At 64.1% G+C, this 16,038-nt stretch carries 18 protein-coding genes and 1 other RNA gene; 10 read left to right on the forward strand and 9 right to left on the reverse strand.

Annotation, left to right across the window (positions count from 1 at the left end; all coding sequences use genetic code 11):
* The first annotated feature begins 14 nt into the window (after positions 1-14).
* The 6 genes from dusB (at position 15) to ruvB (ending at position 5,433) form a co-directional block, all read left to right on the forward strand.
* Complete coding sequence (gene dusB, locus BG61_RS00740; protein ID WP_035941166.1) at positions 15-1,112, forward strand: tRNA dihydrouridine synthase DusB; 1,098 nt, start codon at positions 15-17, stop codon at positions 1,110-1,112.
* Entirely contained in the window at positions 1,109-1,342 is a 234-nt protein-coding gene (locus tag BG61_RS00745) for a Fis family transcriptional regulator (protein WP_008351548.1), read from the forward strand. The genes dusB and BG61_RS00745 overlap by 4 nt, the downstream gene beginning before the upstream one ends.
* A gap of 58 nt (positions 1,343-1,400) precedes the next feature.
* Positions 1,401-2,966, forward strand: coding sequence for a bifunctional phosphoribosylaminoimidazolecarboxamide formyltransferase/IMP cyclohydrolase (gene purH / locus BG61_RS00750; RefSeq protein ID WP_035941168.1), 1,566 nt, complete (start codon positions 1,401-1,403; stop codon positions 2,964-2,966).
* 162 nt (positions 2,967-3,128) lie between these two features.
* Complete coding sequence (gene ruvC / locus BG61_RS00755; RefSeq protein ID WP_035941171.1) at positions 3,129-3,671, forward strand: crossover junction endodeoxyribonuclease RuvC; 543 nt, start codon at positions 3,129-3,131, stop codon at positions 3,669-3,671.
* Positions 3,672-3,692: 21 nt separating this feature from the next.
* Positions 3,693-4,274 carry a Holliday junction branch migration protein RuvA gene (ruvA, locus tag BG61_RS00760; RefSeq protein WP_035941173.1) on the forward strand — a complete coding sequence of 194 codons (582 nt, stop codon included), beginning with the start codon at positions 3,693-3,695 and terminating at the stop codon, positions 4,272-4,274.
* Between the two features lie 100 nt (positions 4,275-4,374).
* Positions 4,375-5,433, forward strand: a complete 1,059-nt coding sequence (ruvB, locus tag BG61_RS00765; RefSeq protein ID WP_035941175.1) for a Holliday junction branch migration DNA helicase RuvB — start codon at positions 4,375-4,377, stop codon at positions 5,431-5,433.
* 24 nt (positions 5,434-5,457) lie between these two features.
* Here ruvB and BG61_RS00770 read toward each other — a convergent pair whose 3' ends face one another.
* The 3 genes from BG61_RS00770 to tyrS are packed head-to-tail and all read right to left on the reverse strand — an operon-like array spanning position 5,458 to position 7,881.
* Positions 5,458-6,117, reverse strand: a complete 660-nt coding sequence (locus BG61_RS00770; protein WP_035941177.1) for a histidine phosphatase family protein — start codon at positions 6,115-6,117, stop codon at positions 5,458-5,460.
* Between the two features lie 45 nt (positions 6,118-6,162).
* Entirely contained in the window at positions 6,163-6,621 is a 459-nt protein-coding gene (gene dtd, locus BG61_RS00775) for a D-aminoacyl-tRNA deacylase (RefSeq protein WP_035941180.1), read from the reverse strand.
* 3 nt (positions 6,622-6,624) lie between these two features.
* Positions 6,625-7,881 (reverse strand): tyrosine--tRNA ligase, encoded by a 1,257-nt coding sequence (gene tyrS / locus BG61_RS00780; protein WP_035941182.1) that lies wholly within the window; start codon positions 7,879-7,881, stop codon positions 6,625-6,627.
* A 395-nt stretch (positions 7,882-8,276) separates the two neighbouring features.
* Here tyrS and BG61_RS00785 point away from each other — a divergent pair, with 395 nt between their 5' ends.
* Positions 8,277-9,407 carry an anhydro-N-acetylmuramic acid kinase gene (locus BG61_RS00785; protein WP_035941183.1) on the forward strand — a complete coding sequence of 377 codons (1,131 nt, stop codon included), beginning with the start codon at positions 8,277-8,279 and terminating at the stop codon, positions 9,405-9,407.
* A gap of 81 nt (positions 9,408-9,488) precedes the next feature.
* On the opposite strand, the gene erpA is transcribed toward BG61_RS00785, so the two are convergent.
* From erpA to rplM, 3 genes are all read right to left on the reverse strand, one after another.
* The gene (erpA, locus tag BG61_RS00790; protein WP_035941185.1) at positions 9,489-9,854 is read right to left on the reverse strand and encodes an iron-sulfur cluster insertion protein ErpA; all 366 of its coding nucleotides are present in this window, start codon (positions 9,852-9,854) and stop codon (positions 9,489-9,491) included.
* 184 nt (positions 9,855-10,038) lie between these two features.
* Complete coding sequence (gene rpsI, locus BG61_RS00795; protein WP_035941186.1) at positions 10,039-10,431, reverse strand: 30S ribosomal protein S9; 393 nt, start codon at positions 10,429-10,431, stop codon at positions 10,039-10,041.
* A gap of 11 nt (positions 10,432-10,442) precedes the next feature.
* A complete protein-coding gene (rplM, locus tag BG61_RS00800; protein ID WP_035941187.1) occupies positions 10,443-10,871 on the reverse strand; it encodes a 50S ribosomal protein L13 in 429 nt (142 codons plus the stop codon).
* A gap of 658 nt (positions 10,872-11,529) precedes the next feature.
* On the opposite strand from rplM, the gene BG61_RS00805 reads away from it, so the two are divergent.
* The gene (locus tag BG61_RS00805; protein WP_035941188.1) at positions 11,530-11,952 is read left to right on the forward strand and encodes an OsmC family protein; all 423 of its coding nucleotides are present in this window, start codon (positions 11,530-11,532) and stop codon (positions 11,950-11,952) included.
* Positions 11,953-12,021: 69 nt separating this feature from the next.
* Here BG61_RS00805 and rnpB read toward each other — a convergent pair.
* The 3 genes from rnpB to pyrC form a co-directional block, all read right to left on the reverse strand.
* An RNA gene (rnpB, locus tag BG61_RS39125) (RNase P RNA component class A) lies at positions 12,022-12,435 on the reverse strand.
* A gap of 12 nt (positions 12,436-12,447) precedes the next feature.
* Positions 12,448-13,326: a DUF3025 domain-containing protein gene (locus BG61_RS00810; RefSeq protein WP_051672196.1), complete on the reverse strand. Its 879-nt coding sequence runs from the start codon at positions 13,324-13,326 to the stop codon at positions 12,448-12,450.
* Between the two features lie 21 nt (positions 13,327-13,347).
* A complete protein-coding gene (gene pyrC / locus BG61_RS00815; RefSeq protein ID WP_035941191.1) occupies positions 13,348-14,433 on the reverse strand; it encodes a dihydroorotase in 1,086 nt (361 codons plus the stop codon).
* Between the two features lie 259 nt (positions 14,434-14,692).
* Between pyrC and BG61_RS00820 the strand changes: the two genes are divergently transcribed.
* A complete protein-coding gene (locus BG61_RS00820; protein WP_075584107.1) occupies positions 14,693-15,586 on the forward strand; it encodes a class II glutamine amidotransferase in 894 nt (297 codons plus the stop codon).
* Between the two features lie 89 nt (positions 15,587-15,675).
* A complete protein-coding gene (locus BG61_RS00825; protein WP_035941193.1) occupies positions 15,676-16,011 on the forward strand; it encodes a YegP family protein in 336 nt (111 codons plus the stop codon).
* Positions 16,012-16,038 lie beyond the last annotated feature (27 nt).

Raw genomic sequence — 16,038 nt, forward strand, 5'->3', positions numbered from 1 at the left:
ATGCCTCGAGCTTTATGCCCAGCATCGGTTCACACGTCCTTCGCAACAACCTGTTCGTCGCCCCGATGGCGGGCGTCACCGACCGCCCGTTCCGGCAGTTGTGCAAGCGCATGGGCGCGGGCTATGCGGTGTCGGAGATGGTCGCGTCGAACGCGCAGTTGTGGAAGAGCGAAAAGACCATGCGCCGCGCGAACCACGCCGGCGAAGTCGAGCCGATCTCGGTGCAGATCGCGGGCGCCGATCCGCAGATGCTCGCCGAGGCCGCGCGCCACAACGTGGCGAACGGCGCGCAGATCATCGACATCAACATGGGCTGTCCCGCGAAGAAGGTCTGCAACGTCGCGGCCGGTTCCGCGCTCCTGCAGAACGAGGCGCTCGTCGCGCAGATCGTCGAGGCGGTCGTGCAGGCGGTCGGCATCGGGCCCGACGCGGTGCCCGTCACGCTGAAGATCCGCACCGGCTGGAATCGCGAGAACAAGAACGCGCTCACCATCGCGCGCATCGCCGAGAACGCGGGCATTTCGATGCTCACCGTCCACGGCCGCACCCGCGCCGACCTGTATAAAGGCGACGCGGAGTACGAAACCATCGCGGCGGTGAAGGCGTCGGTGAAGATCCCGGTGGTCGCGAACGGCGACATCACCACGCCCGAAAAGGCGCGCGAGGTGCTGGCCGCAACCGGCGCCGATGCGATCATGATCGGCCGCGCGGCGCAGGGGCGCCCGTGGCTCTTCCGCGAGATCGAGCATTTCCTCCAGACCGGTGAGCATCTGCCGGCGCCGCGCATCGACGAGATCCAGCAGGTCATGAACGAGCACCTCGAGGATCACTACGCCTTCTACGGAGAATTCACGGGCGTACGTACTGCGCGCAAGCACATCGGCTGGTACACTCGCGGCCTTTCCGGCGCCGGCACGTTCAGGCACCGGATGAATACGCTGGACTCAACACGAGAACAATTGCTCGCCGTAAACGAATTCTTCGACGCTCAAAAGGCGCTGTCCGACCGTCTCGTCTACGTGGACGACGCCGACGAAAACGGCGAACCGGAAGGACCCGGGGAAGAAGAATCGTGCGGTGCGCATGACAACACAGACCGACTAGCCGCATGAGCAGACATAACATTGAACAATGCGTCCGCCAGAGCCTGGACAACTACTTTCAGGATCTGGACGGCTCCAATCCGCACGACGTCTACGACATGGTGATCTCGTGCGTGGAAAAACCGATGCTCGAAGTAGTGCTCGAGCAGGCGGGCGGCAATCAGTCGCTCGCGGCCGAGTATCTCGGCATCAACCGCAACACGCTGCGCAAGAAGCTGCAACAGCACGGATTGATTTGATTCTCCGGCCCGTCGCGACGGTCCGACCTGTACATATACTTCGGTTTCAGCCTTCATCATGATCAAGCAAGCGCTCATTTCCGTTTCCGACAAGTCCGGCATCGTCGATTTTGCGAAATCGCTGTCGGACCTCGGCGTCAAGATCCTGTCGACCGGCGGCACGGCAAAGCTGCTTGCCGACTCGGGTCTCGACGTCACCGAAGTCGCCGATTACACCGGTTTCCCGGAAATGCTCGACGGCCGCGTGAAGACGCTGCATCCGAAGGTGCACGGCGGCATCCTCGCGCGCCGCGACCTGCCCGAGCACATGGCCGCGCTGGAGCAGCACGGCATTCCGACCATCGACCTGCTCGTCGTGAACCTGTATCCGTTCGTGCAGACGGTGTCGAAGGCGGAGTGCTCGCTGGAAGACGCGATCGAGAACATCGACATCGGCGGCCCGACGATGCTGCGCTCGGCGGCGAAGAATCACCGCGACGTGACGGTGGTCGTCGATCCCGCCGACTACGCGACCGTGCTCGACGAAATGCGCGCGAACGGCAACAAGGTCGGCTATGCCACGAATTTCCGGCTTGCCACGAAGGTCTTCGCGCACACCGCGCAATACGACGGCGCGATCACGAACTACCTGACGAGCCTCACGGAAGAACTTCAGCACGCGAGCCGCAACACCTATCCGGCCACGTTCAACCTCGCGTTCAACAAGGTGCAGGACCTGCGCTACGGCGAAAACCCGCATCAGAGCGCGGCGTTCTATCGCGATCTCACGACGCCCGCGGGCGCGCTCGCGAACTACCGGCAATTGCAGGGCAAGGAGCTGTCGTACAACAACATCGCCGATTCGGACGCCGCATGGGAATGCGTGAAGACGTTCGATTCGCCCGCCTGCGTGATCATCAAGCACGCGAATCCGTGCGGCGTGGCGATCGGCGCGAATGCCCACGAGGCGTACTCGAAGGCTTTCCAGACCGATCCGACCTCGGCGTTCGGCGGGATCATCGCGTTCAACCGCGAAGTCGACGAATCCGCGGCGCAGGCCGTGGCGAAGCAGTTCGTCGAAGTGCTGATCGCGCCGTCGTTCAGCGAGGCCGCGAAGCAGGTCTTCGCCGCCAAGCAGAACGTGCGCCTGCTGCAGATCGCCCTCGGCGACGGCCACAACGCGTTCGACCTGAAGCGCGTCGGCGGCGGCCTGCTCGTGCAGTCGCTCGATTCGAAGAACGTGCAGCCGCATGAACTGCGCGTCGTGACCAGGCGCCATCCGACGCCGAAGGAAATGGACGACCTGATGTTCGCGTGGCGCGTCGCGAAGTATGTGAAGTCGAACGCGATCGTGTTCTGCGGCGGCGGCATGACGCTCGGCGTCGGCGCGGGGCAGATGAGCCGCGTCGATTCCGCCCGCATCGCGAGCATCAAGGCGCAGAACGCGGGCCTCACGCTTACCGGGTCGGCGGTGGCGTCGGACGCGTTCTTCCCGTTCCGCGACGGCCTCGACGTCGTGGTGAACGCAGGCGCGAGCTGCGTGATCCAGCCGGGCGGCTCGATGCGCGACGACGAAGTGGTCGCGGCAGCCGACGAGCACAACGTCGCGATGATCCTGACCGGCACGCGTCACTTCAGACATTGAGCCTCGTGTTCCCGCGTCGCGCTGGCCGGGGGTTTGCCAGCGCGGCCCGCCGGCATTGCCCTGTCCGGGGCGAAGCTAATAGACTAGCGCCATGCCAGGTTTCCAGAGACCCGTAGTGCGCGACCCGACAACCCCGACCCGCCTCCGAATTCAAGCGACGCCATGAGAATCCTCGGCATAGACCCGGGCCTGCGCGTCACCGGCTTCGGCGTCATCGACAAGACCGGCCACACCCTCACCTACGTGACGAGCGGCGTCATCAAGACCGCTGACGCCGACCTGCCTTCACGCCTCAACACCATCTTCGACGGCATCTCGACGCTCGTGAAACAGCACGGCCCGGACCAGTCGGCGATCGAGAAGGTGTTCGTCAACGTGAATCCGCAATCGACGCTCCTGCTCGGCCAGGCGCGCGGCGCCGCCATTTGCGGGCTGGTGGCGAGCGGCGTCCCGGTTTCCGAGTACACCGCGCTGCAATTGAAACAGGCGGTTGTCGGCTATGGGCGCGCCACCAAGGAACAGATGCAGCAGATGGTCGTGCGCCTGCTCGGACTCTCCGGCGTGCCGGGCACGGACGCCGCCGACGCGCTCGGCATGGCAATCTGCCACGCGCACGGCGGCGGCGGGCTCGCGACACTCGGCGGCATCGCGCCGTCGCTTGCAAAGAAGGGCTTGCGCGTGCGGCGCGGCCGCCTCATCGGCTAACAACATACAAAGCATCTCACCATGATCGGTCGCATCGCCGGCGTTCTGCTGGAAAAAAACCCGCCGCACCTGCTCGTCGACTGCAACGGCGTCGGCTATGAAATCGCGGTGCCGATGAGCACGTTCTACAACCTGCCGCACAACGGCGAAAAAGTCGTGCTGCTCACGCAGCTGATCGTGCGCGAGGACGCCCATCTGCTCTACGGCTTCGGCACGCAGCAGGAGCGCACGACGTTTCGCGAGCTGCTGAAGATCAGCGGCATCGGCGCGCGGATGGCGCTCGCCGTGCTATCCGGCATGAGCGTGCAGGAACTCGCGCAGGCCGTGACGCTGCAGGACGCGGCGCGCCTGACGCGCACGCCCGGCATCGGCAAGAAGACGGCCGAGCGGTTGCTGCTCGAACTGAAAGGCAAGCTGGGCGCCGATCTGGGCGCGGCGGCGGGCGCGGTATCGGCGTCGGATCACGCGGGCGACATTCTGAACGCGCTGCTGGCATTGGGTTACTCCGAGAAGGAAGCGCTTGCCGCGGTCAAGAACATTCCGGCCGGCACCGGGGTGTCGGAAGGCATCAAGCTTGCGTTGAAGGCGCTGTCGAAGAGCTAGTAGAAGAGCGGGAAGGCCCAGCTTCTCACGGCTGCAGGCGGCGCGAAACCCGGCCATTTGGCCAGCTTTGCGCAAGTGGGGCACGCGGTACAATCGAACCATGATCGAAACCGACAAACTCGCCGCCGAACGCATCATCTCGGCCACGCCCGTCTCGCCGAACGAGGAAGCGTTCGAGCGCGCCTTGCGTCCCCGCCAGCTCGACGAATACGTCGGGCAGGAAAAGGTCCGCGGCCAGCTCGAAATCTTCATCGAAGCCGCGAAGCGGCGTTCCGAAGCGCTCGACCACGTGCTGCTGTTCGGCCCGCCGGGCCTCGGCAAGACCACGCTCGCACATATCATCGCGCGTGAAATGGGCGTGAATCTGCGGCAGACGTCGGGGCCGGTGCTGGAGCGCGCGGGCGACCTGGCGGCGCTGCTCACGAATCTGGAAGCGAACGACGTGCTGTTCATCGACGAAATCCACCGGCTCTCGCCGGTCGTCGAGGAAATCCTGTATCCGGCGCTCGAGGATTATCAGATCGACATCATGATCGGCGAAGGGCCGGCCGCGCGCAGCGTGAAGCTCGACTTGCAGCCGTTCACGCTCGTCGGCGCCACCACGCGCGCCGGCATGCTCACCAATCCGCTGCGCGACCGTTTCGGCATCGTCTCGCGGCTCGAGTTCTACAACGCGAGCGAACTGGCTCGCATCGTCACGCGGTCGGCGTCGCTGCTGAAGGCGGAGATCGTGCCGGAAGGGGCGCTCGAGATCGCAAAGCGCTCGCGCGGCACGCCGCGAATCGCGAACCGCCTGCTGCGGCGCGTGCGCGACTTCGCCGAGGTGAAGGCGGACGGCAACATCACGGCGCAGGTTGCGGACGCGGCGCTGAAAATGCTCGACGTCGATCCGGTCGGCTTCGACCTGATGGACCGCAAGCTGCTGGAAGCGATCCTGCACAAGTTCGACGGCGGCCCCGTCGGCGTCGACAACCTCGCGGCGGCGATCGGCGAGGAACGCGACACGATCGAAGACGTGCTCGAGCCTTATCTGATCCAGCAGGGTTTTTTGCAGCGCACGCCGCGCGGACGCGTAGCGACGTTGCTGACGTACCGCCATTTCGGCCTCGCCGCACCCGACGCAGGCCCGATTCGCGACCTCTGGGACGCGAAAGGCTGAGGCCGCCCGCGCAATGAAGGACGGCTAGGCTGTCTTGCGGAAGCTGTCGTCGCTGCTGCCCGCCGACAGATGCGCGATGTCGCCCCACGACACGACCCTTGCCGCGCCGTTCTCGTATTCCACGACGTTGATGCTGCAGTTGAGCAGCGGCCAGTTGCGCGCCTCCTGCAGCGGGAGGCGCATCGCGAATCGATAGATGCAGTCGAGCACGCCGCCATGCGCGACGCAAGCGATGCGCCCGCCCGGATGCGCGGCCACGATCGGCTCGACCGCGTGCAGCACGCGGTGATAGAACACCCGCTGCGACTCCCCGCCCGGCGGCGCGAAACCGGGGTCGCGCGTCTGCCACTCCACATATTCCTCAGGGAATTTTTCGTTGATTTCGTCGCTGTCGTGACCCTGGAACGCGCCGTAGGAGCGTTCGCGCAAGCCTTCGCTCAAAGAGAACGGCATGCCGAGCGCATCGGCGAACGGACGCGCCGTCTGCTGCGCGCGCTGCAGGTCGCTCGAATAGACCGCATCGAGGCGCGCGCCGCCTTCCGAGTCGCGCATCAGACGGCGCGCAAGCTGCTCCGCCTGCTCGAACCCCGTGCCGGACAGCGGAATGTCGACGTGTCCCTGAATGCGTTTGATGCGGTTCCAGTCGGTTTCGCCGTGCCGGATGAAGAGGATCTGAGTAGTCATGTACGCGGTATGTTGAGTCCGGGGGCCGAATGAATCACGGCAGGATCACGGCCGAACCTGCAGCCAGAACGTGACCGGACCGTCGTTGACGAGCGACACCTGCATGTCCGCGCCGAACTCGCCCGTTTCGACGACCGGATGCTTTGTGCGCGCCTGCCCGACGAAATAGTCGAAGAGCCGCCTGCCCTCGTCGGGAGGAGCGGCCGGGGTGAAGCTCGGGCGCAGGCCGTTCGACGTATCGGCGGCGAGCGTGAATTGCGAGACGAGCAGCACGCCGCCCGCCTGCCCCGCGCCGTCGATGTTCTGCACGGACAGGTTCATCTTGCCCGCCGCGTCGCTGAACACGCGGTACGCGAGCATCTTCGCGAGCAGCTTGTCGGCAGCGGCCTCGGTGTCGCCGCGCTCAGCGCAGACGAGCGCGAGCAGGCCCGCGCCGATCGCGCCGGTCACGCGGTCGTCCACGCGCACTTCCGCGCGCCGGACCCGCTGGATGAGCGCGATCACCGCTTATGCCGTCAGCGTGACGCGCGCAAAGCGGCGCTTGCCGACCTGCACCACGAATTCGCCGGCTTCGACCTTCAGCGCCTTGTCGGAGACGGTCGCCCCGTCGATCTTCACGCCGCCCTGCTCGATGTTGCGCAGCGCTTCGCTCGTCGACGGCACGAGCCCCGCCTGCTTGAGCAGTTGCCCGATCGCGACCGGCGCGCCCGCGAGCGTGACCGAGGGAATATCGTCCGGCACGCCGCCCTTCGCGCGCAGGTTGAAATCGTCGAGCGCGCGCTCGGCGTCCGCCGCCGAGTGGAAGCGCGCGACCATTTCCTTGCCGAGCATCACCTTGAAGTCCCGCGGATTGCGCCCGCCCTCGGCTTCCTTCCTGAACTGCGCGATTTCCTCGATGCTGCGGAACGACAGCAGCTCGAAATAGCGCCACATCAGGGTGTCGGAGATGCTCATCAGCTTGCCGAACATCTCGGCCGGCTTCTCGCTGATGCCGATGTAGTTGTTCTTCGACTTCGACATCTTCTCGACGCCGTCGAGTCCTTCCAGCAGCGGCATCGTGAGAATGCACTGCTGCTCCTGGCCGTACTGCTTCTGCAGTTCGCGGCCGACCAGCAGGTTGAACTTCTGGTCGGTGCCGCCGAGCTCGAGGTCGGCGTTGAGCGCGACCGAGTCGTAGCCCTGCATCAGCGGGTACAGGAACTCGTGAATCGAGATCGGCACGCCGCTCTGAAAACGCTTCGTGAAGTCTTCGCGCTCCAGAATCCGCGCGACGGTGTAGCGCGACGCGAGCTTGATCATGCCGTCGGCGCCGAGCGGCATCGACCATTCGCTGTTGTAGCGGATCTCGGTTTTCTCGCGATCGAGCACGAGCGACGCCTGCTCGAAATACGTCTTCGCGTTCGATTCGATCTGCTCGCGCGTGAGCGGCGGGCGCGTTGCGTTGCGGCCGGACGGATCGCCGATCAGCGACGTGAAGTCACCGATCAGGAAAATCACGTGGTGCCCGAGATCCTGCAACTGGCGCATCTTGTTCAGCACGACCGTGTGGCCAATGTGGATGTCGGGCGCGGTCGGATCGAGACCGAGCTTGATGCGCAGCGGCTTGGCCGTGGCGGCGCTCCTCGCGAGCTTCTGCGCGAATTCGTCTTCGATCAGCAGTTCGTCGCACCCGCGCCTGGCGACGGCGAGCGCGGTGCGGACTTCGTCGGTGATGGGCAGAGCTTGCACGGCGGATGCGGCGGGTGCGTTGGAGTCTGTGGTCATGCTTGCGGCTTTTGCAGTGAAGGTGGTTCGGTGGCTGACGCGGCGGACGTGGCCGACGTGACGTGGGGCGCACGTGCCGCTTCGTCTGCCGGCGGGGCGGCGGCGAAACGGCGGGCCGTCACGCGCGGACCGGATGACGCAGAAATGCGGCTTCTGGGCGTGCGAGACATTGCCCGCCGACGGCGCGGCATTCGCACGCAATTCCTTGTTCAGGCACAGGATTTTACGCGATGACGCCCCGCCGCGCCCTGTTTTTGGCCGTTCGCGCGGAATTCGCGAATGGCCTGCCGCATTTCTGTCCCACCTTAACGATTCGCCCCGATGCGCGGATAATCGCGCTTTACCGACAAAAACAGCATCGACAGGAGGACAGCGTGGCTCGAAAAACCGAGGCGATGGAGACCGGCAAGGCGGACGGCGTGTACTTCGGTTTGATGTCCGGCACGAGCATGGACGGCGTGGACGGCGTCGCCGTCCAGTTCACGACAGGCAAGCCGCCCGTCGTGCTCGGCGAAGCGCACGTCAGTTTCTCCAAAGGACTGCGCGACGCGCTTTTCGCGCTGCAGGCGCCCGGCGACAACGAACTGGAGCGCGAGGCGATCGCAGCGAACGCGCTCGCAACGCGCTACGCCGTGTGCTGCCATGAATTGCAGAGCATGAGCGGCTACTCGGCGGCGAAGGTGCGCGCGATCGGCGTGCACGGCCAGACGGTGCGGCATCGGCCGGAAAAGGGCTATACGCGGCAGATCAACAATCCGGCGCTCCTCGCCGAAATGACGAACATCGACGTGATCGCCGACTTCCGCAGCCGCGACGTCGCGGCGGGCGGCCAGGGCGCGCCGCTCGTACCGGCGTTTCATGCGACCGTGTTTGGCGCGCCGGGCGAAACGCGGGTCGTCTGCAATCTCGGGGGCATCAGCAACATTACGATCCTGTCGGCGAATGGCAGCGTGCGCGGCTTCGATTGCGGTCCGGCGAACGCGCTCCTCGACGAATGGGCGCATCGTCATCTGAAAAGACCCTTCGACGAAGGCGGTCAATTCGCGGCGCAGGGCCAGGTGCACCGGCCGCTGCTGAACGCGCTGCTCGACGAACCCTTTTTCGAGCAGCCGCCGCCGAAAAGCACCGGGCGCGACCTGTTCAATCCGCCATGGCTCGATGCGAAGCTCGCGGCGTTCGCGGGTCTTTCGCCCGAAGACGTGCAGGCGACACTCGTCGCGTTGACGGCGGTGAGCATCGCGCGGGAAATCGAGCGGCACGCCTCCGACGCCCGCGCGGTCTACGTGTGCGGCGGCGGCGCGCGCAATCCGGTGCTGATGGGCGCGATCCAGCAGGCGCTCGAGGAAAGCGGGGTGTCGGGTGTCCCGGTGATGACGACCGAAGCCCTAGGCGTGCCGCCGCATCAGGTGGAGGCGCTGGCATTCGCCTGGCTTGCAATGCGCTGCGTCGCCCGCGAGCCGGGCAATCTCGCCTCGGTGACGGGCGCCGCGGGCGAGCGTGTGCTGGGCGCGGTCTATCCGCATTGAATCTGTCCGCATCGAGCGTCGATCCCGCAATAAAAAACGGAGCCCGCAGGCTCCGTTCTGTTTACCGCAGTTGGTCCGGAATCAGACCGAGAACGACGACCCGCAACCGCAGGTGGTCGTCGCGTTCGGGTTCTTGATCACGAACTGCGCGCCGTTGAGATCGTCCTTATAGTCGATCTCCGCGCCGACGAGATATTGATAGCTCATCGAGTCGACCAGAAGCTGGACGCCGCTCTTGTCCATCACGGTGTCGTCTTCGTTGACGGCTTCGTCGAACGTGAAGCCATACTGGAAACCCGAGCAGCCGCCGCCTTGCACGAACACGCGCAGCTTCAGGTCCGGATTGCCTTCTTCGTCAATCAGTTGCTTGACCTTGTCGGCGGCCGCGTCGGTGAAGACGAACGGCATCGGCATTTCGGTCGTGGGGGTGTCTGTGACAGCGTTCATTCGAACTCTCCAATTAAGCTTCTACTCGTCATTGTAGGGCCGATCTCAATATCGTGCTGGAAGTCCATAAAATCAATGGGCTATACCGCACGACGCGCGCCGGGAAATGAAAAAGCCGCCAGCGCATGGCGCGGGCGGCTTTTCGCGACAGCTTCGCAAGACGGGCGAAGCGCGCGCATACGGCTTAACGCTTCGAGAATTGCTTCCTGCGGCGTGCCTTGTGGAAACCGACCTTCTTACGTTCCACTTCACGCGCGTCACGCGTGACGAAGCCGGCGTTCGACAGCTGCGACTTGAGCGTAGCGTCGTAGTCCATCAGCGCGCGGGTGATGCCGTGGCGAACCGCACCGGCCTGACCCGTTTCACCGCCGCCCGACACGTTGACCTTGATGTCGAACGTGGCAGCGTGGTTCGTGAGTTCCAGCGGCTGGCGCACGATCATCAGCGACGTTTCACGCGAGAAGTAATCAGCGATGGGCTTGCCGTTGACAACGATGTCGCCCTTGCCTGCCTTGATGAAGACACGTGCGACGGCGCTCTTGCGGCGGCCCGTACCGTAGTTCCAGTTACCGATCATGTGGGCTCCCCTTAGATCTCGAGCGCTTTAGGCTGTTGAGCCGTATGCGGATGCGTTGCGTCTGCGTAGACCTTCAGCTTCTTGATCATCGCGTAGCCGAGCGGACCCTTCGGCAGCATGCCCTTGACCGCCTTCTCGAGCGCGCGGCCCGGGAAGCGTTCCTGCATCTTGCCAAACGTCGTTTCGTAGATGCCGCCCGGGTAGCCCGAGTGACGATAGTACTTCTTGTCCGTGGTCTTGTTGCCCGTGACCTTCAGCTTGCCGGCGTTGATGATGATGATGAAATCACCAGTGTCGACGTGCGGGGTGAACTCGGGTTTGTGCTTGCCGCGAAGACGGCGTGCCACTTCGCTGGCGACACGGCCGAGAATCTTATCCGTCGCGTCAATCACGTACCATTCACGCGTCACCTCTTGGGCTTTTGCGGAAAACGTCTTCATGATCGATCCAAAAATTAACTGTGCCCTTAATGTCCCGCTTGTATGAATGTTGCGCATCGAGGCGCGTGCAGGCTCTCCCTGGTTCCCTCCGCGGGCATGGTGCGAAGAGAACTTTGAATTATAAGGGGATTTTCGGTGCCGAGTCAAAACCTGCGATGTTTCTTGCAGTCGAGCCGCTTTTTAGCGGCCGTCAGGGGAGAAACGCTGGCAAAGCAAGCAAAAACCCCGGGCGAAAAAAAGCCCGAGCATCTGAGGCTCGGGCTTAAATCCACCAAAGGAGGAGGTGGAGGAGACGCGGTAGATTTGTCGAACTGCGACAACCAATGGTCAGAGTATAGACGCGCGATTGCTGCGAAGCAAGAAAATTTGCATCGCGAAATCTGCTGCCACATTACGAAATAAATGCGATGCAGGGAAAAATTGATAAATCGTTTAAAATCAATTATTTAAGACCATGTCGAGCACGCCTTTGGGTCGAGTGCGCTCTCTAGAAGCCCTCCTCGACGACCTAGGGACATAACCGCGTAAAGGCCTTGAAACTCTCGCCTAAGCCGCCAAGTCAACCGGGACATGCATCTACCCGCGACGATCGATTCCCGCGCAAAACGCTACAATGCGCTTTTGCAAAACAACGTCGCACACGCGCTGGAGCTCGAACATGGAGTGCAAAGTAAGCTGGATGGGACAGGACGGCATGGCGTTCGTCGCCGAAACCGGCAGCGGCCATCTGGTCACGATGGACGGCGCGCCCGAAGGCGGCGGCCGCGACCTCGCGCCGCGTCCGATGGAAATGGTGCTGCTCGGCACCGGCGGCTGCACGGCCTATGACGTCGTGATGATCCTGAAGAAGAGCCGCCAGGAAATCGCCGGATGCTCGGTGACGCTCAAGGCCGAGCGCGCAAGCGAAGATCCGAAGGTATTCACCAAGATCCATTTCCACTTCACGGTGACGGGCAAGAACCTGAATCCGGCGACCGTCGAGCGCGCGATCACCCTGTCGCACGACAAATACTGCTCGGCGTCGATCATGCTCGCGAAAACGGCCGAACTCACGCATTCGTTCGATATCGTGGCCGGCTGAAGCGGGATCGCCGCGCCGGGAATGAAAAAAGCCGACGTCATCGCTGACGTCGGCTTTTTTTACGAATAACGACAAAGCAGGCCGATAAGCCGGATTCTGTGCGCCCATCGCGCCCGAGGGCGCGATGGGCGTGGCAGCCATTCCTCTAGGCGCGCCATTGCTGACGCGCTCAAGCTTCCTACCCGCAGACGAGACGGGGGCCCCGTCCTGCATCTCGAAGATGCGCGCCTGCCTACTTGGAATTGCTCCGGGTGGAGGTTACCGTGCCGGTCTGTCTCGCGACAGCCGCGGTGCGCTCTTACCGCACCGTTTCACCCTTACCTGATCCCGATTTGCATCGGGCCATCGGCGGTTTGCTTTCTGTTGCCCTGTTCCGCGTGTCGCCACGGATGGCCGTTAGCCATCACCCTGCCCTGTGGAGTCCGGACTTTCCTCGCCTTTTCCGGTCGGAACCGGAAAAGCCGCGGCTGCCTAGCCTGCTTTGCTGTATCGATTTTAGCATGGGGGATCAATCGCCCCGCTTGAGCGGCCGCGGCGGCCGGAGCGAAACACCGACGTATCGTCGTAGAAAGACGGCGATTCGTTCTGCGCCCACCAGCCCGGCACACCCAGAACCGGAAGCGGCGTGAAATGGCGGCTGGTCGGCGATTCGCTCAGCAGCCGCGCCGATACCGCCTCGTCGAGCACGGACCGGCGTTCGTGATCGCTACAGGAGAAATAATCCGGCGACACATCCACGATCCACGCGTGACCCGTGCACGCCTTGTACGGTGCAACGAGCTTTTCCAGCAGCGCATGACCGAAGATGCGGGCCTCGCAGGATTGTCCCCATGCATCGCGGCGCGCCTGAAAGAGCGCGTGCCAGTCGAAACGCCGCAGCGCATCCGTCAGCGCCGGATCGGCACTGACGAACAGGACCGCATTTTCGTCGAAGAGAGTGAGCGCGTCGCGCAGGCTGCCGCGCGTCGCGCCGATGCCGTGTAACCCGATTTCCGCCGCCTGCCTTGCGTTCAGCGCAGCCTTGATACGCGGATACTGAAGCCACATCGACCCGTTGAAGAAATCGTGCAGATTGTGCCGCGTCGGCACGCAGCCGGTCGCCGCGATGTGTCCCTCATAGGAAGCGCCGGCCGGCAAATCGTCCTGGGCGATGAACGCGAGCGGCTGGCCGCGGCCCGTAGCGAGGGCGGCGAGCCGGGCGTCGTCGTTGAGCGTGCCGAGATACGGCGCGTAGCCCGCCAGCGCCGCCGACTGCCAGCGCCTGCCGCGCTCGACGAGCGGCGCGAGCCACGGCCGCGTCCAGTCGATGCGCGCGAACGCATCGCTTGCGTCCGCATGCAGGTGCGGACGCAGTACCGGAGCGCGTGCGGCCATGTCGTCGCGCGCCGGGAAGCGTCAGGCGAGCCGCCAGCCGATCGCCTCACCGCCGCGCAGCGGCACGACGTCGGTGTCGCCGGCCTTGAACTCGGCCGGCAGCGTCCAGGATTCGCGACGCAGCGTGACCGTTTCCGCACTGCGCGGCAGATTGTAGAAATCCGGGCCGTAAAAGCTCGCGAAACCTTCCAGCTTGTCGAGCGCGCCCGCGTTGTCGAAGGCTTCCGCGTACAGCTCGAGCGCATGCAGCGCCGTGTAGCAGCCCGCGCAGCCGCACGCATGTTCCTTGAGCCCCTTCGGATGCGGCGCGCTGTCCGTGCCGAGGAAAAAGCGCGGGCTACCCGAAGTCGCGGCCTCGACCAGCGCCACGCGATGCGTCTCGCGCTTGAGCACCGGCAGGCAGTAGTAGTGCGGCCGGATCCCGCCGACAAAGAGCGCATTGCGGTTGTAAAGCAGGTGATGCGCGGTGATCGTCGCGCCGGTCGGGCCGTCGGCGTCACGGACGTACTCGGCGGCGTCCTTCGTCGTGATGTGCTCGAACACCACCTTCAGCGCCGGAAAATCGCGGCGCAGCGGCGTCATCACGCGGTCGATGAACACCTTTTCGCGATCGAACACGTCGATCGCCGGGTCCGTCACCTCGCCGTGCACGAGGAGCGGCATGCCGCTCTCCTGCATCGCCTCGAGCGTCTTCGCACACTTGCCGAGATCGGTCACGCCCGCGTCGGAATTGGTCGTCGCCCCGGCCGGGTACAGCTTCACGCCGTGCACGAAGCCGCTTTCACGGGCGCGGCGGATTTCGTCGGGAGGCGTGTTGTCGGTGAGATAGAGCGTCATCAGCGGCTCGAAGCGCGCGCCAGCGCCCTCTTTCGGTCGCGCGGCGAGAATCCGCTCGCGATACGCGGCCGCCATCGCGGTCGTCGTGACCGGCGGGCGCAGGTTCGGCATGATGATCGCGCGGCCGAACTGGCGCGCCGTGTGCGGCAGGACGGCGGCCAGCATGGCGCCGTCGCGCACGTGCAGGTGCCAGTCGTCGGGACGGGCGATCGTGAGCGTGGCGGGCGCGGAGGCGGGCGATTCGGAAACGGCGGTCGGATGAGCGGACATGGCGTGGCGGCGGAGGAAACGGTCAGATAGCGAAGGCCCAAGCAAAAACCAGCGGAGGCACCTGTTTGCGGCATTGATGGATTGAATGCGCGCCACTGCACGAAAGCGGTGAGGTACGGCGAAAAACACCGTGGAAAATCAACAACGATGCCCGCTCACAGCCTTTTGATCGATATTTTCGGCCATTGGCTCGGTGATATGCTTGTGAGACGGTATTGTAACAACTCGCCCCATCGACCAGCCTGCCAGCCTCAGCAACATGTGCCAACTTCTCGGAATGAACTGCGCGGAGCCGACGGACGTGACGTTTTCGTTCACCGGTTTCGCGGCGCGCGGCGGCGTGACGGATCACCACGCGGACGGCTGGGGCATCGCCTTCTTCGAAGACAAGGCGTGCCGGCTGTTCATCGACCATCAGTCGTCGGCCAGCTCGCCGCTCGCGGAGATGGTGAAGCGGTATCCGATCAAGTCGAAGAACACGATCGCGCACATCCGCAAGGCGACGCAGGGGCACATCCTGCTGGAAAACTGCCACCCTTTCCTGCGCGAACTATGGGGCCGGCACTGGATTTTCGCGCACAACGGCGACCTGAAAGGCCACGCGCCCGAACTCACCGGCGTGTACCAGCCGGTCGGCACGACCGACAGCGAACTGGCGTTCTGCGCGCTGCTGCAAGGCCTGCGGCGCGCGTTCCCGGGTTCGCAGCCGCCGCTCGACGAGCTTTTCGCCACGCTCGAAACGCTTACGCGCGAAATCACGCAGTACGGCGTGTTCAATTTCCTGATGTCGAACGGACAGGCGCTCTTTTCGCATTGCTCGACGCACCTTTATTACCTCGTGCGCAGCTGGCCGTTCTCGACCGCGCACCTGATCGACGCCGACATGTCGATCGACTTCGCGAAATACACGACGCCCGAAGACCGCGTCGCCGTGATCGCAACGTCGCCGCTCACCGACGACGAAATCTGGACCCGCTTCGCCCCCGGCGATCTTGCGATGTTCCAGCAGGGCGCGCTGCAAAAGACGGTAAACATTCCGGTGCCCGAGGAAGTGGCGAAAAAAGCCGCGGAGCCGCTCTGCAAGGTCTGCGCGGAATCGGCGCTGACAATCGAGACGACCGCCGACGTCGAGACCGAACTCGGCATCGAATGACGTATAACGTGAACAATTGTCATCGCTGAGCCACGCCCTTCGATGACACCCTAGACTCAGGCTTCACTCACCTCAAAAAAGGAAGGGCCATGTCAGGAAAATTCGTCATCGACAAAGCGAGCAACGGCCAGTTCTATTTCAATTTGCGCGCCGGCAACGGCGAGCCGATCCTGCGAAGCGAACTGTATGTGACGCGGGCGTCGGCGGAGCACGGAATCGAGTCGGTGCGAAAGAACGCGCCGCTCGACGAGCGCTATGACCGCAAGGAGAACGCGAAGGGCGAGCCGATGTTCACGCTCAAGGCCGGCAACCACGAAGTGATCGGCGTGAGCGAGGCGTACAGCAGCGCGTCGGCGCGCGACAACGGCATCGAATCGGTGAAGAAGAACGCGCCGGACGCCGCGATCCAGGACAACACGAAGTAAATCGCCCGCAATGAAAAACGCGGCCTT

The organism is Caballeronia glathei (genome assembly GCF_000698595.1).
GTDB lineage: Bacteria > Pseudomonadota > Gammaproteobacteria > Burkholderiales > Burkholderiaceae > Caballeronia > Caballeronia glathei.